Annotated in this window: 18 protein-coding genes; 10 read left to right on the top strand and 8 right to left on the bottom strand. The window is 46.2% G+C overall.

Annotated elements, in window-relative coordinates; all coding sequences use genetic code 11:
- Positions 1-50: 50 nt before the first annotated feature.
- Positions 51-1,175 (bottom strand): alanine dehydrogenase, encoded by a 1,125-nt coding sequence (gene ald, locus ACUALS_RS08930; RefSeq protein ID WP_038134180.1) that lies wholly within the window; start codon positions 1,173-1,175, stop codon positions 51-53.
- A 174-nt stretch (positions 1,176-1,349) separates the two neighbouring features.
- Here ald and lrp point away from each other — a divergent pair, with 174 nt between their 5' ends.
- Positions 1,350-1,844, top strand: a complete 495-nt coding sequence (gene lrp / locus ACUALS_RS08925; protein ID WP_004414493.1) for a leucine-responsive transcriptional regulator Lrp — start codon at positions 1,350-1,352, stop codon at positions 1,842-1,844.
- Between the two features lie 153 nt (positions 1,845-1,997).
- Positions 1,998-4,931, top strand: coding sequence for a DNA translocase FtsK 4TM domain-containing protein (locus ACUALS_RS08920; protein ID WP_454448209.1), 2,934 nt, complete (start codon positions 1,998-2,000; stop codon positions 4,929-4,931).
- Positions 4,932-5,093: 162 nt separating this feature from the next.
- Here the strand turns inward: ACUALS_RS08920 and dsbB are convergent, their stop codons facing one another.
- Both dsbB and nhaB read right to left on the bottom strand, forming a co-directional pair.
- On the bottom strand, positions 5,094-5,615 hold the full coding sequence (gene dsbB / locus ACUALS_RS08915) for a disulfide bond formation protein DsbB (protein WP_454448208.1): 522 nt from the start codon (positions 5,613-5,615) through the stop codon (positions 5,094-5,096).
- 96 nt (positions 5,616-5,711) lie between these two features.
- On the bottom strand, positions 5,712-7,301 hold the full coding sequence (gene nhaB / locus ACUALS_RS08910; RefSeq protein ID WP_005472994.1) for a Na(+)/H(+) antiporter NhaB: 1,590 nt from the start codon (positions 7,299-7,301) through the stop codon (positions 5,712-5,714).
- Between the two features lie 690 nt (positions 7,302-7,991).
- On the opposite strand from nhaB, the gene fadR reads away from it, so the two are divergent.
- Positions 7,992-8,831, top strand: a complete 840-nt coding sequence (gene fadR / locus ACUALS_RS08905; RefSeq protein WP_038134184.1) for a fatty acid metabolism transcriptional regulator FadR — start codon at positions 7,992-7,994, stop codon at positions 8,829-8,831.
- Between the two features lie 56 nt (positions 8,832-8,887).
- Here the strand turns inward: fadR and ACUALS_RS08900 are convergent, their stop codons facing one another.
- Both ACUALS_RS08900 and ACUALS_RS08895 read right to left on the bottom strand, forming a co-directional pair.
- The gene (locus ACUALS_RS08900) at positions 8,888-10,060 is read right to left on the bottom strand and encodes a DUF1887 family protein (RefSeq protein WP_039479749.1); all 1,173 of its coding nucleotides are present in this window, start codon (positions 10,058-10,060) and stop codon (positions 8,888-8,890) included.
- A 133-nt stretch (positions 10,061-10,193) separates the two neighbouring features.
- A complete protein-coding gene (locus ACUALS_RS08895; RefSeq protein WP_454448207.1) occupies positions 10,194-12,185 on the bottom strand; it encodes a methyl-accepting chemotaxis protein in 1,992 nt (663 codons plus the stop codon).
- 225 nt (positions 12,186-12,410) lie between these two features.
- On the opposite strand from ACUALS_RS08895, the gene hinT reads away from it, so the two are divergent.
- The 7 genes from hinT to ACUALS_RS08860 all read left to right on the top strand — a co-directional run bounded on the left by hinT (position 12,411) and on the right by ACUALS_RS08860 (position 18,517).
- The gene (gene hinT / locus ACUALS_RS08890) at positions 12,411-12,761 is read left to right on the top strand and encodes a purine nucleoside phosphoramidase (protein ID WP_005474935.1); all 351 of its coding nucleotides are present in this window, start codon (positions 12,411-12,413) and stop codon (positions 12,759-12,761) included.
- Positions 12,762-12,860: 99 nt separating this feature from the next.
- Positions 12,861-14,258 carry a COG3014 family protein gene (locus ACUALS_RS08885; RefSeq protein ID WP_454448206.1) on the top strand — a complete coding sequence of 466 codons (1,398 nt, stop codon included), beginning with the start codon at positions 12,861-12,863 and terminating at the stop codon, positions 14,256-14,258.
- A complete protein-coding gene (locus ACUALS_RS08880) occupies positions 14,255-14,644 on the top strand; it encodes a YcfL family protein (RefSeq protein WP_039627949.1) in 390 nt (129 codons plus the stop codon). Before ACUALS_RS08885 ends, ACUALS_RS08880 begins: the two co-directional genes overlap by 4 nt.
- 72 nt (positions 14,645-14,716) lie before the next feature.
- The gene (gene lpoB, locus ACUALS_RS08875) at positions 14,717-15,307 is read left to right on the top strand and encodes a penicillin-binding protein activator LpoB (protein WP_005474953.1); all 591 of its coding nucleotides are present in this window, start codon (positions 14,717-14,719) and stop codon (positions 15,305-15,307) included.
- A gap of 18 nt (positions 15,308-15,325) precedes the next feature.
- Positions 15,326-16,180, top strand: coding sequence for a phosphotransferase (locus tag ACUALS_RS08870; RefSeq protein ID WP_454448205.1), 855 nt, complete (start codon positions 15,326-15,328; stop codon positions 16,178-16,180).
- A 99-nt stretch (positions 16,181-16,279) separates the two neighbouring features.
- Positions 16,280-16,822, top strand: a complete 543-nt coding sequence (gene ycfP, locus ACUALS_RS08865) for an alpha/beta hydrolase YcfP (RefSeq protein WP_038134196.1) — start codon at positions 16,280-16,282, stop codon at positions 16,820-16,822.
- 405 nt (positions 16,823-17,227) lie between these two features.
- The gene (locus ACUALS_RS08860; protein ID WP_005475002.1) at positions 17,228-18,517 is read left to right on the top strand and encodes an NAD(P)/FAD-dependent oxidoreductase; all 1,290 of its coding nucleotides are present in this window, start codon (positions 17,228-17,230) and stop codon (positions 18,515-18,517) included.
- Between the two features lie 43 nt (positions 18,518-18,560).
- Here the strand turns inward: ACUALS_RS08860 and ACUALS_RS08855 are convergent, their stop codons facing one another.
- From ACUALS_RS08855 to mfd, 3 genes are all read right to left on the bottom strand, one after another.
- Positions 18,561-19,097 (bottom strand): GNAT family N-acetyltransferase, encoded by a 537-nt coding sequence (locus tag ACUALS_RS08855; RefSeq protein ID WP_038134197.1) that lies wholly within the window; start codon positions 19,095-19,097, stop codon positions 18,561-18,563.
- Between the two features lie 71 nt (positions 19,098-19,168).
- The gene (locus ACUALS_RS08850; RefSeq protein ID WP_454448204.1) at positions 19,169-19,963 is read right to left on the bottom strand and encodes a peptidoglycan binding protein CsiV; all 795 of its coding nucleotides are present in this window, start codon (positions 19,961-19,963) and stop codon (positions 19,169-19,171) included.
- A 52-nt stretch (positions 19,964-20,015) separates the two neighbouring features.
- On the bottom strand, positions 20,016-23,477 hold the full coding sequence (gene mfd, locus ACUALS_RS08845) for a transcription-repair coupling factor (protein ID WP_454448203.1): 3,462 nt from the start codon (positions 23,475-23,477) through the stop codon (positions 20,016-20,018).
- Between the last annotated feature and the right edge of the window lie 5 nt (positions 23,478-23,482).

The raw sequence follows: 23,482 nt of genomic DNA, 5'->3' as shown, positions 1-23,482 counted from the left end.
CAAAAAACGCTCACCGAAGCGAGCGTTTTGTTATCTGATGCTATTCAACATTAGTTGAACATTGCAATAGCTTCTGCTGGGTCTACGTATTCAAGATCGAAGCTCTCTGCGACTTCTTTACACGTTACCTTACCGTGGATAACGTTTAGGCCTTCTAGGAAGCCTTTATCTGCAAGAAGTGCTTCGCGGTAGCCCTTGTTCGCAAGCTTAACAATGTAAGGCAATGTTGCATTGTTCAGTGCGAATGTTGAAGTACGAGCAACAGCGCCTGGCATGTTTGCAACACAGTAGTGAACGACATCGTCAACAATGTACGTAGGATCTGCGTGTGTTGTCGCGTGTGATGTTTCGAAACAACCACCTTGGTCGATTGCTACGTCAACCACAGCCGCACCTGGTTTCATCTTCGCGATGTGCTCTTTTGTTACTAGCTTAGGAGCTGCTGCACCAGGGATGAGTACGGCACCAACCACTAGGTCTGCTTCTAGAACATGCTTCTCGATGGCATCTTCTGTAGAGTAAACCACTTTTGCACGGCCTTGGAATTCCTCATCTAGACGACGAAGAGTATCAACGTTTCGGTCAAGGATGGTTACGTCTGCACGTAGACCCACTGCCATGCGTGCTGCGTTAGCACCAACAACACCGCCGCCGACAACAACAACTTTCGCTGGTTCAACGCCTGGTACGCCACCTAGTAGAAGACCTCGACCACCGTGAGATTTCTCTAGAGTTTGTGCACCTGCTTGAATAGACATGCGGCCTGCAACCTCAGACATTGGCGCAAGTAGTGGCAAGCGACCCATATTATCTGTTACAGTCTCATATGCTATGCAGACAGCTTTGCTCTTGATTAGCTCTTCAGTTTGTGGAAAATCTGGTGCTAGGTGCAAATACGTAAATAAAATTTGCCCTTCTCGAAGCATTGCGCGCTCGACAGCTTGAGGTTCTTTAACCTTTACAATCATTTCTGCTTTCGCGAAAACGTCAGCAGCAGTAGGAAGAATGGATGCGCCTACAGCGATGTAATCATCGTCTGAAAAACCGATACCTGAACCGGCATTGGTTTCAACAAAAACTTGGTGACCTTGAGACACTAGCTCGCGAACGCTTGCTGGGATCATGCCTACACGGTATTCGTGGTTTTTGATTTCCTTAGGTACGCCAATAATCATCCTGACTCCTCATTTTATATTGGTTGTATTTAGTATGTTAGTTAGATTAACTATATGTAGGGTAATTGTATCGAATTAATATCTAGTATAGGTGTATTTTGATAAAATTTGATACTGAATATTAAAAAGTTGTAGTATATTTTTTTGCAAGGAAGTAATAAGGTGGAATAAAAAATGGCAGACAACAATAAAAAGCCGTCCAAGGATCTAGACCGTATTGACCGCAACATTCTTAATGAGTTGCAAAAAGACGGTCGTATTTCGAATGTAGAGCTCTCTAAGCGTGTTGGTCTTTCCCCGACACCCTGTTTGGAGCGTGTGCGCAGATTAGAGCGTCAGGGGTATATTACGGGCTATACAGCGTTGCTAAATCCGCAATATCTTGATGCCTCTCTATTAGTGTTTGTTGAAATTACGTTAAATCGTGGTGCACCTGACGTCTTTGAGCAGTTTAATACCGCTGTTCAAAAACTCGATGATATCCAAGAGTGTCATCTGGTCTCTGGTGATTTTGACTACTTGTTGAAAACACGCGTGTCAGACATGAGCGCTTATCGCAAGCTGCTAGGTGATACGTTACTTCGTCTTCCGGGTGTCAATGACACGCGTACCTACGTGGTTATGGAAGAAGTGAAGCAAACCAATCAACTTGTCATCAAAACTCGTTAGTCAGGAAAATACCTTTCGATATTCTGACTTTAGGGAATTGGGTTTTAAGCCCTGATATGGTTAAATCGATAGTCCGAGTAGCGTTGCTGCTCGGGCTATTTTTTTCTTACCGTTCAACAGCTGTGAGCGGTCGCTTCAATAGATAAGTTGGTTATGTTCAAAGAGAACAAAAATAAAGTCGAAACGATAATCAAAACGGGTGAGGAACCTCAGTCGACTCGCTTGAATGGTCCTCAGCGTCTTAAAGAGTGCAGTCTGATTGTGATTGTACTGCTTTCTATATTGCTATCAGTCGCATTGTTAACATTTAGCCCCGCTGACCCTTCTTGGTCTCAAACCGCTTGGGGAGGGCAGGTGGATAATGCCGGAGGTTTGGTCGGAGCTTGGTTTGCTGACACTTTGTTTTTTACTTTTGGTTCACTCGCTTATCCAATCCCATTTATCGTTACTGTCGCAGCGTGGATCATGTTACGAAAGCGTGATGAAAATGACCCGATAGACCTAATGCTATGGGGTACGCGCCTATTGGGCTTGACCATTATAATTCTCACCAGCTGTGGACTGGCGGACATCAACTTTGACGATATTTGGTACTTCTCTTCCGGTGGTGTCATTGGTGACGTACTGACCAGCTTGGCTTTACCGACACTGAATCTACTTGGGACAACCTTGGTGTTGCTGTTTCTATGGGGAGCGGGGTTTACCTTGTTGACGGGCATTTCGTGGTTGAGCATTGTCGATTGGTTAGGCGAAACCACGATATCTGGATTGACCGCGTTGCTTAATCGTGTGCGAGGTGAGAGAGAGGAAGTGCTCGAGCCTCAACTTTCTGTCCCAGAGATGGCAGAGCCAGTACATGATGCTGAACAGGAAGAAGAACCTGTTCTGACGGCGAAGGACACGTTAGAAGCTGAAGGTGAAACAGTAACTAATGAGCGCCGCTTTAATATTCACATGCCGGAAACCCGCCAAGAGCCAACCTTTTCAGACCCTGAACCGGAGGCTGTGCCACAAGGGCGAGTCAGTGACCCGATTGATACTATTACACCTAAGGTTGTCACGTCGCCAACGCTCTCTTCTGTTCAAGAACCGACAACAGAGCGCACTCGTCAGCTAGGTGCGACGATCGAAGAGCTTGAAGCTGCCGCACAAATGGATGATGACTTTGCGAAAGGGGCAGAGCACTACAGTTCTGACGTTTATGAGCAACACTCAACTCAGCCTACGCCAAGCAATCAAAGCATTGATAACCCTATGCCTTGGAACGAAGTCGAACAAGTGGTAGAGGAACGTGAGATTACTCAGCCAGTGATAGACCACGATGACTTAGAACAGATTACGCAACATGTAGAGCCTGAACCAACGCATCAGGAACCAGTGATCTCAAGTTTTGATGTGGCTGACGATGAGCCGCAACACACATTTGAGCCAACGGTTAACGATCTTCACCATACTACTGTTGAAGAGGAGGACGCTGGCGATCAGGATGTCGCAGCGTTCCAAGATCTTGTCGCGGATGCTCAGGCAAAAGTTGCGGCTCAGCAAAATCCGTTTTTGGTACAGCATGAACCTAACTTGCCTAAACCGGCAGAGCCTATGCCGACGCTGGAATTGCTATATCATCCAGAAAAACGTGAAAACTTCATAGACCGAGCTGCACTCGAAGAGATCGCCCGCCTTGTGGAAGCTAAGTTAGCCGATTACAAAATAAAAGCGGAAGTGGTGGATATTTTCCCTGGGCCTGTCATTACGCGCTTTGAGCTCGATTTGGCACCGGGTGTCAAAGTGAGCCGTATCTCAGGTCTGTCTATGGATTTAGCACGCTCGTTGTCTGCCATGGCTGTGCGCGTGGTTGAGGTGATACCGGGTAAACCTTACGTTGGTCTTGAACTGCCGAATATGAGTCGTCAGACCGTATTCTTCTCAGATGTTGTTGGTAGCCAGCAGTTTATCGAAGCCAAATCTCCAACGACAGTCGTACTAGGTCAAGACATTGCAGGTGAAGCGGTAGTTGCTGACTTATCTAAAATGCCTCACGTGTTGGTTGCTGGTACTACGGGCTCAGGTAAGTCGGTCGGTGTTAACGTGATGATTCTGAGTATGCTCTACAAAGCGACGCCAGAAGATGTGCGTTTTATCATGATTGACCCGAAAATGCTGGAGCTTTCTGTATATGAAGGCATTCCACATTTGTTGTCCGAAGTTGTAACGGATATGAAAGACGCATCAAATGCACTGCGTTGGTGTGTGGGGGAAATGGAGCGTCGCTACAAACTGATGTCAGCGCTTGGCGTACGTAACATCAAAGGCTTTAATGATAAGTTGAAAATGGCGGCAGAGGCGGGGCATCCAATTCATGATCCACTTTGGCAGCCAGGTGACAGCATGGACGAGACCGCGCCATTGCTTGAAAAGCTGCCGTATATCGTGGTGATTGTCGACGAGTTTGCCGATCTGATGATGGTGGTAGGTAAGAAAGTAGAAGAGTTAATTGCTCGACTTGCTCAAAAAGCCCGTGCTGCGGGTATTCACCTTATCTTAGCAACACAGCGACCGTCTGTAGATGTCATTACTGGTCTTATCAAAGCAAACATCCCAACGCGGGTGGCGTTTACTGTATCAACCAAAACGGACTCGCGTACTATCCTAGACCAAGGTGGTGCTGAGTCATTGCTTGGAATGGGTGACATGCTCTACTTGCCTCCAGGTTCAAGTCACACCGTGCGTGTTCATGGTGCATTTGCATCCGATGACGACGTCCATGCGGTGGTGAATAACTGGAAGGCTCGTGGTAAGCCTAACTATATCGAAGAGATCACCAATGGCGACCAAGGACCGGAGGGGCTGCTTCCTGGGGAAAAACCAGAAGGCGAAGAAGAGATGGACCCACTATTCGATCAAGTTGTTGAGCACGTTGTTCAATCTAGGCGTGGTTCGGTCTCTGGCGTTCAGCGTCGATTCAAAATTGGCTACAACCGAGCTGCACGGATTGTCGAGCAGCTTGAAGCTCAAGGTATCGTGAGTGCGCCTGGACACAATGGTAACCGAGAAGTCTTAGCTCCAGCGCCAGGGCGGGATATGAACTAAACACAGGTGAGTCAATGCATTAAGGGTTAGCGTCTAGCTAACCCTTTTTGTATCCACAATTGGCGTGCTGGCTTGTTAATTCTCGAGGGGTAGTCAGTATGCCAATACTGACAAAAAAGGGCTGACGATCTCCCGTCAACCCTTTGTTATTTACTTGATTGGTTAGTTTTTACTTTTGGCAAATTGGGCAATAACGATAACGCTTAGCGCGACAAGATTACCAGCGAAAATGACAACTAACCATTGTGGCATTGATAGTGTCAGGAACTGCCAAACAATCTTGCTACAGTCGCCATAGGCTTCAAACATCCAAGGTGCCCATTGGTTTAGTGGTGCCCAATCTGGGAAAGTGACAAATAAATCACACGTAGCGAAAGGTGATGGATTGAACTGGTAATCGACGTGCTGCAGTGAAAGCGCCAAGCCCTTATAGGCACTTGCTCCCCACGAAGCGAGACCAAGCCAACGGATAACAGGGTTATTTGGAGCGATAAGACCAATAAGCGCAGCGCCACCGACGCCTAACATCGCGACACGTTCGTAGATGCACATCACGCAAGGGGAAAGCATCATGACGTGTTGAAAGAACAGTGCGCACGCTTCGAAGAAAATGACAAACAGCAGAAGAAGTAACCAAGACAGCCTGCCTTGAGAAAATGTTTTAATCGTAGAAAGAATGTTCAACGGGGTACCCTGATAGAATAAAAAAAGCTCTGACTAATCAGAGCTTTTTATCGTGTAAAAGTTTCAGTAGCAACAAAAACTTTTTAATAACTGCAATTAATGCCCGCCAGAAACAGCGTGAGTGACATCGCCAGTGTGATGCATGATCCAACCCGCATCGTAGAACCAAGCCGTCATAGGCTCAACAAAGAATACAATGCCCGCTAAGCCAACCAGTGCAAGAACGATGGTGTATGGCAGAGCCATAATTACCATGCGGCCGTAAGACAGACGAATCAATGGCGCAAGCGCAGACGTTAGTAGGAACAGAAATGCAGCTTGACCATTCGGTGTCGCGACAGACGGCAAGTTAGTACCGGTGTTGATAGCAACAGCAAGTAAGTCGAACTGATCGCGAGTGATGACACCTTCAACAAGCGCTGTTTTCACTTCGTTGATGTAGACCGTGCCAACGAACACGTTGTCAGACACCATAGAAAGCAGGCCATTAGCGACGTAGAACAGAGCTAACTGAGTCCCTTTGTCTTCGACATGAAGTACTGCGTCGATAACAGGTTTGAACAGCTCTTGATCAATGATCACGGCAACCACGGCAAAGAATACGGCAAGCAGCGCTGTAAATGGAAGTGCTTCTTCAAACGCTTTACCCATCGAATGTTCTTCAATCACTCCGGTAAATGCAGTCGCCAAGATAATAACTGACAGACCAATCAAACCGACGGCAGCAAGGTGAAGAGCAAGACCAACGATCAGCCATACAGCGATTAGACCTTGAACCCACAGTTTCGCAACGTCTTGGTTTGTTCGTGTTTTACGCTCTTCCGTATCAAAATCGACCAAAATCTGACGAACGTTATCTGGTAGACGCGCGCCATAGCCAAATACCTTGAGTTTCTCTACTAGCACACAAGTAATTAGACCGCAGACGAAGACAGGCGCTGTCACTGGAAGCATTCGAATAATGAACTCGCCGAAGTTCCAACCGGCTTGGTCGGCAATAATTAAGTTTTGAGGCTCACCAACCATCGTCATTACGCCGCCTAGCGCTGTACCAACACCTGCATGCATAAGAAGAGAGCGAAGAAATGCGCGGTAGTTTTCTAAGTCATCACGCGTTAGCTCTGAAAGGTGATCGTCTTGTGTGTGGTCGTGTGACGCATGAGGGCCCTGACCAGAAGCGACTTTGTGGTAAATAGCATAGAAACCCACAGCAACACTAATAACAACCGCAATCACCGTCAGTGCATCTAGGAATGCAGACAAGAATGCTGCCGCGAAACAGAAGGCGACAGATAGCATTGATTTCGATTTTATGCCTAGCAATATTTTGGTGAAGATGAAGAGCAGCAGCTGCTTCATGAAGTAGATGCCGGCAACCATGAATACCAACAGCAACAATACTTCGATATTCGCGACTAGCTCATGCTTCACTTGCTCAGCACTTGTCATACCTATTGCAATGGCTTCGATTGCCAGCAAACCACCAGGTTGAAGAGGGTAGCATTTCAGTGCCATGGCTAGTGTGAAGATGAACTCCGCGACGAGTAACCAGCCAGCAACAAATGGGTCGACAAAGAAAAAAACGATAGGATTGATAATAAGGAAAGAAATGATGGCAACTTTGTACCAATCTGGTGCTTTACCAAGAAAGTTCTTGATAAACGCGTTTCCGAGTGACATCGGCATGATCGCAATACTCTTAAATGTTGTTATGAATAGACACTACTCGTGCTTGTATCCATAAATCGGCGTCTCCCTGTAACACCGGCTTGATTCCTTGCCTAAGAATAGCCATATCTGTTTATCGGGAAACACTCGATCCAACAGTGACTTAGAAAAACAACATCAACACATATCGAGATGTGATCTTGCCAAGTCACTCCCTGAGAAAGACAAGCACTCCATACTTTGGGCGCCACTGTACTCCTCAAGATTATTTAGTCAATCAATAACTGTTTATTGACTTTTATATTAGGAGACTTTTGTTTAAAAACGCGATCAAAGTGGCGTAAACATAACACAAGAGTTGTTAAAAACAATCCTAAGTGGCAGCGGAGCGATTAAATGGGAGAATAAGACAAAATATGTGATTATATTGAATGAAAATGAAGGGTTATTTTTGCAATTTTACAAACTAAGTTTCTATTTCTGAAGGCAGTAATGACGGGTTCTCCGCAATGTTACAATTTTATTAAACTTGGAAATTATATCGATTGCGCGTTTTGAGAATATTCAAAATACCCTCAGATAAATTAGAGTTAATGCTCTATGTGTGTTTTGAGTGCAGTTTACTTGTACTCGGTTTCCGATATGCAAAAACTAGTGGTATGATGAGTTCCCATTAGACCCATAAGAATACAACTGGATAACACATAGATGGTCATAAAGGCTAAAAGCCCAGCAGGATTCGCAGAGAAATACATTATTGAGAGTATTTGGAAAGGGCGTTTCCCTCCTGGTTCCATTTTACCTGCGGAACGTGAACTCTCTGAATTGATTGGCGTTACTCGTACAACGCTTCGTGAAGTGCTCCAGCGACTCGCACGCGATGGTTGGTTAACAATTCAACACGGTAAGCCAACTCGCGTAAATCAGTTTATGGAAACGTCTGGTTTACACATCTTAGATACGCTAATGACATTAGATGCTGACAATGCAACATCGATCGTTGAAGATTTGCTTGCAGCACGTACAAATATCAGCCCTATTTTCATGCGTTACGCGTTTAAAGCGAACAAGGAAAATGCTGAAAAAACAATCACTACCGTTATAGAATCTTGTGAGTCTCTGCTTGCAGCGGATTCTTGGGATGCATTTATGCAGTCATCGCCTTACGCTGAAAAGATTCAACAGCACATTAAAGATGATGGTGAAAAAGATGAAGCGAAGCGTCAAGCAACACTGATTGCAAAAACGTTCAATTTTTACGATTACATGCTGTTCCAACGTCTTGCATTCCATTCTGGCAACCAGATATACGGTCTGATTTTTAATGGCTTGAAGAAGCTGTATGATCGAGTGGGCAGCTACTACTTTTCTAGCCCGCAAGCGAGAAGTTTAGCGCTCAACTTTTATCGTGACCTTCTGGATGTGTGTGAGTCTGGTGATCGCGATCGAATTCTTGTCGTCGTTAGAAACTATGGTTTGGAAAGTGCTCAAATCTGGAATCAGATGAAGCTTACTCTGCCGACTAACTTCACTGAAGATGACAGCTAAGCCAAAAGAAGAACAAACAAAAAACGCCCTTTACGGGCGTTTTTTTATGGAAAGCGTTAGCAATCCGCACACTCTTCTTCGTTGCCGCCTGCTTCACGGAACCACTGAGTTAAATGCGCTTTCAGGTCTTTCAGCTCATCTGGACCAATCAAGGCAAGGCCTAAGTCTTCCGCGCGCGTGATGTCGTTGTGACGAAGTGGGCGGAAACTCACCAGCATAGCTCGAGCTTGCAGGCCGCCGAGCAAGTCACGTAGCGATTCAAGCTTGTACAAAGTATCATCGCCATCGTCACGCATACCTTTGGTTTTGCACTCAATGATATGCAGCTTATTATTCACAACCGATGCTATGTCGAGCTCATTGCGAACTTCACGTTCACCTAACTGACGGTAAACCTGTACGTTTAGCGAATGGTCTTGAATGGTTGGCATGTCTTGTTGTATTTGACGCACAGTACTGTGGACTAAAGTTTCTAGCCACTCACCGTTAGAGAAACGACGTGCGTCTTCGTTGGCAAAAGTGAGTACACCGTTTTCATACGTGGCAATGTCTGCTTCGACCAGATCGGTCAGCAGCATGTTGAGCTCTCGGTATCCTTGCTGCTTCTCAGAAAGCGCCACATCCAACTGTTGTTCTTTCCGGCAGGTGGTTGCGAGGTAGTTAAGCGTCGCGAGACCTGGCCCTAACTCAAGTGCATTGCTTGCCCATCGTTCACCCAGTTCATACAGTTTTTGGTCTAACTGAGGAGGAAGTTGATGTTCACTGAACTCGCCTCGCGCACCAAAAATGGTTAAGTAGTCATCAATCGTGATGCGGTCCTGAACTTGTGTGTCTTCTTTGCCGTCTGGGTAAAGCCAACAAAGGCGATCACTGTTTGGTTCCACGACGAAAATTGGCCAGTGATAGGTGCGGAATATTTCGTAAACCGATAACAGTCTGTGACGCAACCCACAGCTTGCATTGAGCTTCACTTCTTGGGAACGAGCTTTGAGGTCTTCGGCAAGAACCGTGATGGCTTTTTTTATCTGTGAAGGGTTGGCAACATTAGGAATTTCAAAAAATTCAGAGGTGATGTCTCGTTTCGCGAGTACGTTGTGCAAACGTAAATACATGTCTTCCTGAGCTTTTACACCAATAAAAACAATGTGGTTGCTGATGGTGCGATTGTCGAGCAAAGGAGTGACCAATCGAATTGGGTCTTGGTCGATAATGCCAACATGAACTGCCATATATATTCCTCATGTGTGGCTTGCGAAAAGGAGTAGAGAGAAGAAGCAAGCCTATTAACCATATGATGACACTGGGTATAAAAAACAAGGGCGACTAACAAAATTAGTCGCCCAAAGAGGTAGATAGTTGAAGTTACAGCTTGAATTGATGAACCAAATCGCCTTGCTGACTTGCCAGTTCCGTTAAGTCTGTACTAGTGCGCGCGATTTGTGCCATAGCTTGATAGCTCTGCTCCGCTATGAGGTTAATCTCTTCAATGTTACGAGCAATGTCCGTTGAGGTTTCGCTTTGCTCGGCGGCCGCTTGAGAGATTTGACCGCTCATTTGACTGATCTCAAGAATCAACGCTTGAATCTCTTCCATTGCACTGTTTGCGTTGGATGCTTGTTCGACAGATTGCTCCATGTCGTCCATACAGCTTTGGATAACATTGTTTGCCGAGCTGGAGCTTGATTGCAGATTGCTGATCATGTTTTCAATTTCTGACGTTGACTCCGTTGTTCGTTGGGCAAGCACGCGAACTTCGTCCGCAACTACCGCAAAGCCACGACCTTGCTCTCCTGCACGAGCGGCTTCAATCGCGGCGTTCAAAGCCAAGAGGTTTGTTTGTTCAGCAATGTTTCGGATCACATCAAGAATTGAACCAATCTGACTACTCATGCTTTGTAGCTCTTTCACCGCGTCTACAGATTTGGTTAAGCGCGTTTCCAGTTGGTTAATGGTGGTAATGTTGTTGCTCATAATCTGACGGCCAGACTCAGAAGCTTGCTCAACTTTCTCTACCATCTGTTGCGAACTTTGAGCGCTTTGAGCGACTTCTTGAACCGAGTGGGACATTTCTGTCATGGCAGTTGCGACAGTGGCGGTTTGCTCACGCTGCTGGCTCAGTTGGCTTTGTGCTTGCGAGGACGTTAACTGGTTAGTGTTCGCCGTCTCCGTCAAATTGTCTGAAGCGTCATTCAGTTTCACCAGAATGTTGTGCAAACTGTCTGCTAATGTGTTGATGTGACCACTGACACGGCTGAACTCGTTGTTGTAACGAATCTCGATTCTTTGCGTCATGTCACCATTGGTGAGGTGCTCAAGCGTTTTTAAAATGCGGGTAAGTGGTTCACGTACGCTATGAGCGATATGGTAGCCAACGCCAATCGCGAGAATAATCACAATCGCGCCAATGGAGATAGAACGAATCACACCTTGCTCATAGACCTCGCCCGCTTCAAGTAGCGAGGCATGTAAGCCATCTTGAGCCGCTTGGCTGAAAGAGTTCAACACAGCCATGGTTGCATCGACTTCTTGGGTCAAATTCGCAATGTTGTCATAGAGTGCATCTTTCGCCACCAAGTAAGAAGCGTGTTGATCCAGTACGCCACCTTTCTTACCGACATCCATCGTGAACTGCTGCACCGACTCATCAAATACCTTTTTGATTTCTGGCATTTGAGTGGTCAATCCACGATAAGCGTAGTTTAGGTGAGTTACCGCTTTTTTGTTCTTGGCTACGGCTTTGGCAACCAACTCAGTGTCGCTACTGGCGAGAGCGTCTGAGGTAATCACCTCTGCATCTTTGAGCTTAATGAAGTAGCTTTTCGCCATCACTTTAACCGAAATACTGCTTTGCTCGTCAACGTACTCCTTCATACCGACACTCAGCTCAGAATGTAGACGTTGAAATTGACGGGTTGATTTCTGGACTTGCGCTTGCGCTTCGAACATAGAACGGTAATTTGTCATCGCTTCTTCAGCTTCGTTGAAGTAACGAGTTTCCATTTCTTTAAGTTGCACAATGCGTTCTTCAAGCTCAGGCTTTGTTTGACTGGCTTGTTCAAGCGCGAGAAGCGTGTTGTTGTAGTTGGTTTTCGCCTCATCAAATTGCGATGAGATTTCTGCCATGCGCTCGAAGCTTTGCGTAGTTAAAAAGTCCTTGAAAAGTTTGTCCGCAGAAAGCAATGACACGCTGGTGTTGTTGGCTTGAGAAACAAGTGGAAGTGAAGTGTTGGATACACTCTCGAAGTTGGTATGAATCTGTTGCATTCCTCGCATCGTCATCACAGTCGTAATGACGAAAGTAATAATGATCAATGCAAAGCCCGCATACATACGTCTAATGACAGAGCCTTTCATGGACCTCTCCCTAATTTATAGTTGTCTTAAAAATCTAACAAAAAGAGTGTTATTTTATTGATACTGAGACGCGCATTTTATGACGCACAATACAAAATTAACTCGTTGCCGAAGAAGAACGAGTGATTTATTTTTAATGAACAATGTTTTTTATTGTGATTTATAGTGGCATGGCGCATACTCGACAAATACAATTATTCTCAAATGCATGTGATGGAGTGCTTCATGGCAGAAGAAACCATTTTTAGTAAGATCATCCGCAAGGAAATCCCTGCAGATGTTGTTTATCAAGACGACCTCGTGACTGCTTTCCGTGATATCAACCCTCGTGCTCCAAGTCACATTTTGATCATCCCTAATAAACTGATCCCTACCGTTAATGATGTGGCCGATGAAGATGAAGCCTTAATGGGCAGAATGTTCGTGGTTGCACGAAATCTCGCTAAACAAGAAGGTATAGCGGAAGATGGCTATCGTTTGATTGTTAACTGTAACTCTCATGGTGGTCAGGAGGTGTATCATATCCACATGCACCTTGTAGGCGGTCGCCCTCTTGGCCCGATGTTAATGAGCTAAGCGTTCACTACTTTCTGTGATGGTGCAGCAGCGGAACTTTTTCGTTTGCTCACCGTCTCATTGCCATCAAGTATTATCAATAAATGACTGGAGTACGAGGTGCGTCAATACGTTCAACTCGCATTCGTTGTAGCTTGCTCAATCACTCTTTCTGCTTGCGCCAATCTTTCCGCTGGAAATCTTTTTAGCCATTACAGCGCGCAAAATCAGCAGGTCTACCAAGCTGTCAAAGCTGGACAATATCAACAAGCCGAAGAGGTGCTCCCAGACTACATCGCGGGTGAGATATTGGATAACTTTGAAAAAGGTCGGGTTTATCTACTCAACGAGCAATATCCACAAAGTAAGTCAGCACTTGAGAAAAGTGACTCGGCGGTGCGTATTCAGCAAGATAGTGCCACCATATCTGTTTCAGATACGGCAACGAGTGTGAGTGCGCTGGCTGCCAACGACAACTTGACCTCCTATCAACCCGCTGATTATGAATTGGGCTTTCTTCATTTGTATTTGGGCCTCAACTATTTAAAAGAGAATCAGTTGGAAGGTGCGCTGGTGGAAATGCGCAGAGCCAATCAGGTTCAAGAACAAGCCAGAAGAGAACGTGCGAAAGAACTCGAATCGGCACAAAAAGATCTAAAATCACAAGGTCTTACTCCTAATTTGGGCAGCGTTTTATCCAACTACCCAGATGCAGGCGAGACGCTTCAAGCGGTTCAAAACGGTTATCTGTTCTATTTGTCAGCATTACTGTATGAAGCTGACAATGACCTAAACAGCGCGTATGTAGACTATCGTCGTGCTCTTGCAGTAATGCCTGATAACGCACAGGTAATTGACGGTACGAAACGCGTCGCGAAGCGTTTGGGGATGCGATCTGATTTGTCTAAGCTAGAGAAGCGCTACGGTAAGGCGAAGCTGTTAGATCAAAAGAGCGCACGCGTGATTGTGATAGAAGAGCAGGGCGTTGTTGAAGCGATGCGCGAATGGCGCCAGTCTTTGCCTTTGTTTGATAGCCGCGGCAATGGGGTTTGGTACAGTGTGGCTTTACCTCACTATCCGAGTGTGACAAGACAAAGCTACAGCCCAATGCAGCTAAATCAAAATGTGCTCAAAAGTGATTTACTGACCGATGTTAACCTGATGGCACAACATGACTTGTCTGAGCGCATGCCAGCGATTGTGATCCGTCAGGCACTTCGAGTATGGGCGAAAGATCAGCTTCGCCGTGAGGCTGCGAGAAAAGAAGACAACGCTGCGAACTTACTGCTCAATGTTTGGAATACGCTAACCGAGCAAGCAGACACACGCAGCTGGCAAACACTTCCTGGGGAAATTAAAACCAGCAGCGCAGTGGTGACACCAGGTGCTCAGAAGCTAGTGGTTGATGGGAAGTCGTATGATTTCGAGGTAGGTGCCGGTCGTACGGCTTTGGTTTGGGTCTCTCGCCAAAGTGGCAATGCTACAATTTGGCATAAACAGTTAGGAAATATCCGATGAAAAAATGGTTAATCGCAGCAATAGCTGCACTTGCAATGGTTGGATGTGCGAGTAATACCGCTGGTTTGCGTATCGATGGGGCTTCTCAGACCGTCCTGTTTGGTGACAACGTATTGGCAGGTCGACTCAAAATTGAAGACATTGCCACCACACAAGTTGATGGCCGTGCACGAGGCGTTGTTCGATTGGTAAGTCAATATCAAGGTGACCAAGCAATCCAATATCGTTTCTATTGGTATGACGATCAAGGTTTAGAGGTCAACACTAAACTGGGTCCTTGGCGACAGGCGATTGTACGAGGCACCGAATCAATCGCTATATCAGAAGTTTCACTCAACCCGAACGGTACTCAGTTCCGAGTGCAGATTCGTGAAAATAACAACTAAATCGAACTAATAGCCGACGCTATTAGTCATAGTTATAAACAATAAATTTCAAGGAAATTTAAGGAACCAAGAATGAAAAAAAGTGTTATCGCACTGCTTGGCTTAGCTGTCATCTTAGGCGGCTGTTCAAACAAAGTTACTTACGGTGATGCACAAGCTGTTGAAACCACAACCATTGATTTTGGTTCGACGGACTTGCAAAAAATTGCTGGTGAAATGGTCGATAGTATGATGATGTCGGGTTCTGTGGCAGCGATTACCCGTGACGCACGCCCAATCGTATTCGTTGAGCGTATCAAAAATAAAACCAGCGAGCATATTGATACCGAATCAATCACAGACAGCATCAGCACTAAGATGTTGAACTCAGGTAAGTTCCGTTTTGTCGATATGGACCGTGTTGAGTCAGTTCGTGATCAACTTAATTTCCAAAACAATGATGAGCTTGTAAACCAAAGCACAGCAATTCAGTTTGGTAAAATGGTGGGTGCTCAGTACATGTTGTACGGAAACCTATCTAGCATCGCGAAAAATGCTGGTAGTGACAAAGACGTTTACTACAAGATGACGATGCGTTTGATGGATCTTGAAACTGGCCTGATCGAATGGGCAGACGAGACTGAAATTCGCAAACAAGAATCAAAGAGCCTTATCGGGTTCTAATAAACAATGAGGTGATTTATGGCAAGGATGTCGTGGCATGAAGCGTGTCAGTTAGATTCGTCACTGCTGAGTCTAGATCACTTCTTTGAATTACCTCCGGAATACGCGCAGACGCTGACCGGAGGTCTAACAAACCGCTGTTGGAAGATCGTTATTTCTCGCAACGAGGCGTATGTCTGGCGCCCCAACACGCCTATCACCAAAGCGTTTTCTATCTCCCGCTTCCAAGAGTACCAAATCCTTAATGCGATCCAAGACGCTCACATAGCGCCAAAAGCGATTCACATTAATGACCAAGGACTGTTGGTTGACTGGATTGAAGGTGAATCTCTTACTGACCAGCTCAGCATTGATTCATTGCTTAAGACCATGGTTAAAATCCATAGTTTGGATACAAACCGAATTCCTGTTGCTCCGTTTAATTTTACCGCTCGAGTCGACCATTACTGGATGTTGCTTCGTGATGACTTAAAACTGGCATCGTATCAGCAAGTTTACCAACAATGGCGAAACGCTCCGAGTTTGGCTGATATCGGTACTACTCTGTGTCACTTTGATCTTGCTGGCTACAATATGGTTCACACTCAAGATGGCCACAAGGTGATCGACTGGGAGTATGCGGCAATCGCGGACCCAAGGCTTGATCTAACCCTTAGTATTGATGTCATGGACGAGAAGCCTTTGGAAACCGTTTATCGATATTGTCAGCTACGCCAGATCGAGGGCGTGGACGATTGGGTTGAAGGGGTGATGGCTTGGAAACCGAGAGCGACGATGATTGCCATGCTTTGGTATTTGCTGGCTTACCAGTTGTGGGGTGATGAACAATATTTAACCCAAGCTGAAAAAATACTCGACTCATTTTGCAGCTAAGATCACTGTTTGGTGGTCCGCGTTGACTAATCTATGTTTACGTTCTTTTAAACCCTAGTTTTCATGGTAGATTGAATCGACAAGGAGCGGGGGAGTTCTATGATTATTTATTTACACGGCTTTGACTCAACAAGCCCAGGCAATCATGAAAAAGTATTGCAGTTGCAATTTATTGATGACGACGTGCGCTTTATTAACTACAGCACGTTGCACCCAAAGCATGATATGCAACATCTATTAAAAGAAGTTCACAAAGTGATCGAGCAGTCTGAGGATCCAAACCCCATTATCTGTGGTGTAGGCCTTGGCGGTTATTGGTCAGAAAGGGTCGGTTTTTTGTGCGGGATTAAACAAGTGATTTTCAACCCGAACCTGCATCCTGAAATCAATATGCAAGGGCGTATCGATCGCCCAGAAGAGTACGAAGACATCGCAACCAAGTGTGTTGAGAAGTTTCGAATGAAGAACAAGGCACGTTGTTTGGTGGTGCTCTCTAAAGAGGATGAAGTCCACGACAACTCAAAAACGGCATCAGAGTTAGAAGACTACTACGACATCATCTGGGATGAGACTCAGACGCATAAGTTTAAAAAAATCTCTCAGCATCTACAAACCATGAAAGCGTTTAAAGAAGCAAACTGATAGATAAAGCTAAGTCGTTTCAATAGAGCGGTGAGGGAAACCTTGCCGCTTTTTCTTGTTCAATTGATTCTATTCCTTACAAATTCAGGTGGCATAAACGCAATCTTTAGTTGCGAAGCGAATTTTGGCCCTTATAATGTCTGAATTACAAATTATTTGATAAATATCAAAAAAAATTGAGAGTAAGTCCGAAACTTACCCAATATTTGCGGCGCATGTTAGCCAGCCGTGTTGAGTCATTCGACTCCTTTATCCAATTAGCGTGTCGTATAAAAACGAAGCCTCTACGGGCCCGCAAAATGTAAGACTGAGACAACTCAGCGATTGGCCCAAAAAGAACAGAATTTAATCAGTATGAGTCATCATGCTGATACATATTATTTAACTTTTTAGAGGAATGTAGCTGTGACACGAATTATCGTTGTAGGCGGCGGTGCAGGCGGTTTAGAGCTTGCAACCAAGCTGGGTCGCACATTGGGCCGCAAAGGGCGCGCTAAAGTCACCTTAGTGGATCGTAAAGCAAGTCACCTTTGGAAACCTTTATTGCACGAAGTTGCAACTGGTTCGCTTGATGAAGGGGTTGATGCCCTCAGCTATCGCGCGCATGCTAAAAACCACCACTTTGACTTCCAGATGGGCAGTTTGGAAGATATCGATCGCGACCGTAAAGTGATTAAGCTTCACGAGTTGAAAGACGACAATGGCGAATTGTTGATGCCAAGTCGTGAGCTTGAATACGACATTCTTGTTATGGCGATTGGTTCTACGTCCAACGACTTCAACACGCCAGGTGTTCGTGACAACTGTATTTTCCTTGATAGTCCAGAACAAGCGCATCGTTTCCGCACTGAAATGAACAATGAGTTCCTTAAATTGCACGCGAAAAATGGTAACGGCACTGTCGATATCGCAATCGTCGGTGCGGGTGCGACTGGTGTTGAGCTGTCTGCTGAACTGCACAATGCGGTCAAAGAGCTTCGTACTTACGGCTTTGGCGATCTCGATTCAAGCAAGCTAAACGTCAACTTAGTTGAAGCGGGTGAGCGTATTCTTCCAGCTTTGCCACCGCGTATTTCCAGTGCAGCTCACCAAGAGCTAACGAAACTGGGCGTTAATGTCCGCACTGCAACTATGGTGACGCAAGCTGATAAAGACGGCTTAACAACTAAAGATGGTGAAAAAATCCCAGCGCAGATCATGGTTTGGGCTGCTGGTATTAAAGCGCCAGATTTCATCAAGGACATCGCAGGTCTTGAGACAAACCGCATTAACCAGTTAGTGGTGAAAGAGACTCTACAAACCACTCGCGATGACGATATTTTTGTCATCGGTGACTTGGCTCAGTGCACGCAAGCGGATGGTTCATTTGTGCCTCCACGCGCTCAAGCTGCGCACCAGATGGCAAGTTGTGCGTTTTCAAACATCGTCGCTAAACTGAATGGTCGCGATCTCAAAGCCTACATCTATAAAGATAAAGGTTCGCTGGTTTCACTGAGCCGATTCTCTACTGTAGGTAGCCTGATGGGGAACCTAACCAAAGGTTCAATGATGGTAGAAGGTCGTATCGCGCGTGTCGTGTATATCTCGCTATATCGTTTACACCAAATGGCGCTGCATGGCATGTTTAAGACTGGTCTTATCATCCTAATGGGGCGTATCAACCGAGTTCTTCGACCGAACTTGAAGCTTCATTAATTCAGTATTTTTCCTACAAGAGCGCTTAACCAGCGCTCTTTTTTTATGGAGTGATGGAATACACCAATCCATCTCGAGGCTTGCCTGAATAGAGATAGCGATTCCGTGCTCTGGCTTCAAATGTGGCGCCACAGCGTAGAGCAAGTCGCTGGCTCGGTACATTGTCAGGGTCACAGACGATTTCAACTCGCGTCACTTTCAGCTGCTCAAAGCAAAATGTGATGAGCCCTTCAAGCGCTTCCTGAGCGTACCCATTATGTTGAAAGCGGTCTCCTAGCCAATAGCCCAAACTCACCATGTTGAAGGTATGGTACAGCTCATTGATTGCGACCATGCCCATCAAGCATTGATCGCTTCGGCGGTAGACACCAAACCCGTATGCTTCGGACTTTACCCAGTTTAGGCGCGTTGCGAGCAGGAATTTTTCTGTTTGCTCAGCAGAAAAGCTGGCTTCACACCAGTCTATCCACTGGTGCAAACTTGGGGATTCAGTCACGCAGCGTCGCAGTGCGTCAGCATCTTCCTGAGGAATGAGTTTTAACTCGAGACGCGGCGTAATAATGCAGTAATCTGGCGTCATTTCACTTCTCAATGATAGCAAAACAGCCCAAGCGGGCTGTTTTTTTGTTCGGTACTTAGAGACACTTTAGGCTATTGATTAACTCTGCGAACCTGAATGATCACGCCCATCAGTGGGTGATCGAGGTAATGGGTCTCGGTACTACGCATACGTCGTTTTTGGTCGAAACGATAGCTCTTTAGGAACTCCTGTTTCTCGATCGTCGGCGAAACCTGCTCCATAAAGCCCGCTTCAACAGTGCTATTGGTTGTTGCTTGCTCGCCTTGAAGCGTCACTTCTGTGGTACTTGGCTCAATATCAATCGGGTCTTGCAGCACAACTTCACGTACGCTTGGCGACTTTAAGTCTAGCTCAACATCGGCATACAAATAATGTTCAACGTAAATTTGAAGTTTGCCATCAAGCTCGTAAAGCGGTTTTGGAATGCTCGTTTCCGTTACGCCATCTATGACTTCTTTTGCTTGTTTCGAACCAATTCTGTTGCCTTCGGCATCGAAAATATTGGAATAGTCTTTACCCGCTTGAATATGGAAGGTCGGCGCTGACAGTCGGCCTCTGTCACCTTGACGCCAAGCCTTGTGTAGCAACACTTCAAAGCCCGCATGCTTTTTAAGCTTCGTTACTTCGTTATTCAGTTTATACGACGAGTAAGGCAGCATTTGCACGCCTTTACGCGCTCGGTAACTTGAGTCAGCAAACGTGCCTGTTCCGTCTAACGAAATGGCAGGTTGGCTATTAGGCCAAGATTCTGCCGTTTGCTCTGGATTCACAGAACGTTTAAAAACAACCACTTCGATGTCAAATTGTCGCTGCGCCCAAGAAGGCAGAGCAACAAAGAAGAGTAACAGTGGAATCAGCTTTTTCATTACAACTCCATAATTCGGTGCAATCACCGTGGAAAATTAATCAGCCTTATCGTTAGGCTTTTGGTAAAAGGTTCTGTTGGAACTCACCCAACATATCGCCAATAAATTGGATTCTTTTGCGTCTATCGACCAATGGTACCGTAAACTTAAACTTAGTGGGTCCTTCCATGGCAAATTTTTGTGGCTGGGACTGCAATAGTTTAACCAGATACATTGGGTTAATGTCAGCGTCCGGATAGAACTCGATATAACCGCCTTTGTCATGCGCTTCAATCTTCTTCACTTTGAGATCAGCAGCGATAAGCTTCAGATCAGCAACAGAGAGTAAGTTTTTGGCGGCATCGGGAAGCAAACCGAAGCGATCAATTAACTCAACCTTGAGGTCATCGAGCTCTTGTTTACTTTCAACACTCGCGATTTGTTTGTACATCGATAGGCGAGTATTGATGTCTGGTATGTAGTCATCAGGAAGCAGGGCGGGTAAGCGCATTTCAACTTCTGTCTGTTCTCTCAAGAGATCATCGAGTGATGGCTCTTTGCCTTCTTTGAGTGCTTCGACCGCTTGCTCAAGCATCTCCATGTAGAGGGTAAAGCCGATAGACTGAATTTGCCCGCTTTGCTCATCACCTAATAACTCACCAGCCCCACGAATTTCTAAGTCGTGAGTTGCCAATGTAAAGCCTGCGCCAAGATCTTCCAGTGAGGCAATAGCGTCAAGACGCTTAATTGCATCTTTTGTCATCGCTTTAGGATGTGGGGTAAGCAAGTATGCGTAGGCTTGATGATGTGAACGACCCACACGACCACGTAGCTGATGAAGTTGTGCAAGACCTAAGTTGTCAGCGCGATCCATGATGATGGTATTGGCCGTGGGCACATCGATACCCGTCTCAATGATTGTGGTACATACCAACAAGTTAAAACGTTGGTGGTAAAAATCATTCATGATGCGTTCGAGTTCGCGCTCTCGCATTTGACCATGGGCGACCGTCACTCGCGCTTCGGGAATCAACTTCTCCAAGTCTGCGGCCACTTTCTCGATGGTTTCTACCTGATTGTGTAGGAAGTAAACTTGGCCACCGCGCATAATTTCACGTAAGACCGCTTCGCGAACAACGGCATCATCACTTTGCCGAACAAAGGTTTTGATCGCCAGGCGTCGGGCTGGTGGCGTTGCGATTATAGATAGATCGCGCATTCCACTCATTGCCATGTTGAGTGTTCTCGGAATCGGTGTCGCCGTTAGGGTCAGAATGTCGACATCAGCACGCATGGCTTTCATTTTTTCTTTCTGACGTACCCCAAAGCGGTGCTCCTCATCAACGATCAGCAGGCCGAGATCTTTGAACTTGATGTCATTGGACAAGAGCTTGTGAGTACCGACCACCAAGTCAACTTTTCCTTCCTCAATGTCTTGGAGGACTTGCTTTTGCTCTTTCGCGGTTTTAAAGCGCGAGAGAACTTCAACACGGATTGGAAGGTTGGCGAAGCGATCACGGAAGTTCTCAAAGTGTTGCTGAGCGAGCAGTGTTGTTGGAACAAGTACTGCGACTTGTTTGCCGTTGTCGGTAGCGAGAAACGCAGCACGCATCGCGACTTCCGTTTTGCCAAACCCTACATCCCCACATACCAATCGGTCCATGGCTTTGGCCTGACACATGTCCGACATAACGGCGTTAATGGCCATCTTCTGGTCGTCGGTCTCTTCAAAGGGGAATCCTGCTTTGAAGGTCGCGTACTGACCGCGATCAAGCTCAAATTTGTAGCCGGGCTTGAGTTCGCGTTTGGCGTACACATCTAAAAGTTCAGCCGCTACATCTCTGACTTTTTCTGCGGCTTTACGCCTTGCTTTAGCCCAGGCTTCACCACCCAGTTTATGAAGTGGCGCGCTCTCTTCGGCGCCACCAGAATAGCGGCTAATCAGGTTGAGCGAGGCGACAGGAACATACAGTTTCGCGTCGTTTTGGTATTCAAGCGTCACGTACTCGGTGGTCATGCCGCCTGCTTCGAGAGTTTGCAGACCAATGTAGCGGCCAATACCGTGATCAATGTGAACGACAGGTTGACCTGGCTTGAGCTCAGCTAAGTTACGAATGACAGCGTCACTGTTGGTGGTCTTACGGTCTTTGCGGCGACGTTGTATTACACGATCGCCGAGCAAATCACTCTCACAAATCAGCGCAACTTGGCTGTCTCCATAGAGGAAACCATGTTCAGCGGCACCTAGTACCAGCGAAAACTTATCTTTTCCGACAAGAGCACTTTTAAAGTTAGGGTACTCGACAGGGCGAAGTTTTATGCGTTGCAGCAGTTCAAGTAACGCTTCTCGGCGCCCCTCTGATTCCACAGAAAAGACAATCTTACCCGTGTAGTTTTCACTGAACTGGCGCAGCGCAGCCATCGGTTCCTTGTTTTGGTGCTGGACGGCTAAATCAGGCAAGGGTTGAACGCTTGGGTTGACTCGACCCTGTTTCTCAACGATTGCATCGCTGGAGAGCAAGAGGTGCGGAAGCTGCTTAATATGGCTAAAAAGCTCGTCTTTCTTTAACCACAACTCGTCTGGAGGCAAGAGAGGACGAAGCGGGTCTACTTTTCTCTGATCATAGCGGTAATCAACATCGGCGAGGAAGGTTTCAATCGCAGACTCAATATCCCCAACGGTAATGATCTGACTGTCATCCGCAATGTAGTCAAAGAGCGTCTCTGTTTGTTCAAAAAAGAGCGGCTGCCAATATTCGATACCGGCTGGCCATGTTCCTTTTGAAACTTGCATATAGACGGATTCAGGTTCGCGTCTTGCTTCAAAGCGTTGACGCCAACGGATTCTAAAATCTTCAATCGCGCTTTCTGTGGTTGGAAACTCATGAGCGGGAAGCAGTCTAATCTCTTGGACATCATCGATGGAGCGTTGGTTTTCAGGATCAAAGGTACGAATCGTATCAATTTCATCATCGAAGAAGTCAATTCGAAATGGGTCATTGGAACCCATAGGGAAGAGATCAAGAATAGATCCTCGACTTGCGTATTCACCTGGGCCGAAGACCTGATCAACGTTTCGATAGCCAGATTTCTCTAACTGCATGCGCAGCTTCTCAAGTGAGAACAAATCACCGACTTTCACCATCAAGGTATGTTGCATCAAATAGTCACGTGGAGACTGTCTTTGCAGCAGCGTGCTTACGGGCACGATGGTGATACCGCTGCTCAGTGTTGGCAGTTGGTACAAACGTGCGATGCGATCGGAAATGATTTCTTGATGCGGTGAAAAGTTGTCGTACGGCAAGGTCTCCCAATCTGGGAAAAGAGCGACGCCTTGGTCGGTAAACTGCTCGATTTCTTGGAGCAACTTGAGCGCGGTTTGAGGGTCAGGTACCGCCAATAAAGTATGGCTATTATGCTGCTCGGCAAGCTCTGCTATCGCGAGCGCTAGGCTAGCGCCTTGTAGATTACCGACGTGTTTTTTATCTCCGGCTCCGGTTGCGTTAGCCAGATGGAAAAGAGTGCTATCAGACATAGTGG

The organism is Vibrio sp. NH-7, assembly GCF_053643215.1.
Note: the sequence above shows the minus strand (reverse complement) of the source record. Positions and strands in the feature narration are given on the sequence as shown.

Coding starts and splice junctions, on each gene's coding strand:
- ald (WP_038134180.1), bottom strand. CDS start 1,175: ATGATTATTGGCGTACCTAAGGAAATCAAAAACCACGAATACCGTGTA.
- lrp (WP_004414493.1), top strand. CDS start 1,350: ATGGCAGACAACAATAAAAAGCCGTCCAAGGATCTAGACCGTATTGAC.
- ACUALS_RS08920 (WP_454448209.1), top strand. CDS start 1,998: ATGTTCAAAGAGAACAAAAATAAAGTCGAAACGATAATCAAAACGGGT.
- nhaB (WP_005472994.1), bottom strand. CDS start 7,301: ATGCCGATGTCACTCGGAAACGCGTTTATCAAGAACTTTCTTGGTAAA.
- fadR (WP_038134184.1), top strand. CDS start 7,992: ATGGTCATAAAGGCTAAAAGCCCAGCAGGATTCGCAGAGAAATACATT.
- ACUALS_RS08900 (WP_039479749.1), bottom strand. CDS start 10,060: ATGGCAGTTCATGTTGGCATTATCGACCAAGACCCAATTCGATTGGTC.
- ACUALS_RS08895 (WP_454448207.1), bottom strand. CDS start 12,185: ATGAAAGGCTCTGTCATTAGACGTATGTATGCGGGCTTTGCATTGATC.
- hinT (WP_005474935.1), top strand. CDS start 12,411: ATGGCAGAAGAAACCATTTTTAGTAAGATCATCCGCAAGGAAATCCCT.
- ACUALS_RS08880 (WP_039627949.1), top strand. CDS start 14,255: ATGAAAAAATGGTTAATCGCAGCAATAGCTGCACTTGCAATGGTTGGA.
- lpoB (WP_005474953.1), top strand. CDS start 14,717: ATGAAAAAAAGTGTTATCGCACTGCTTGGCTTAGCTGTCATCTTAGGC.
- ACUALS_RS08870 (WP_454448205.1), top strand. CDS start 15,326: ATGGCAAGGATGTCGTGGCATGAAGCGTGTCAGTTAGATTCGTCACTG.
- ycfP (WP_038134196.1), top strand. CDS start 16,280: ATGATTATTTATTTACACGGCTTTGACTCAACAAGCCCAGGCAATCAT.
- ACUALS_RS08855 (WP_038134197.1), bottom strand. CDS start 19,097: ATGACGCCAGATTACTGCATTATTACGCCGCGTCTCGAGTTAAAACTC.
- ACUALS_RS08850 (WP_454448204.1), bottom strand. CDS start 19,963: ATGAAAAAGCTGATTCCACTGTTACTCTTCTTTGTTGCTCTGCCTTCT.
- mfd (WP_454448203.1), bottom strand. CDS start 23,477: ATGTCTGATAGCACTCTTTTCCATCTGGCTAACGCAACCGGAGCCGGA.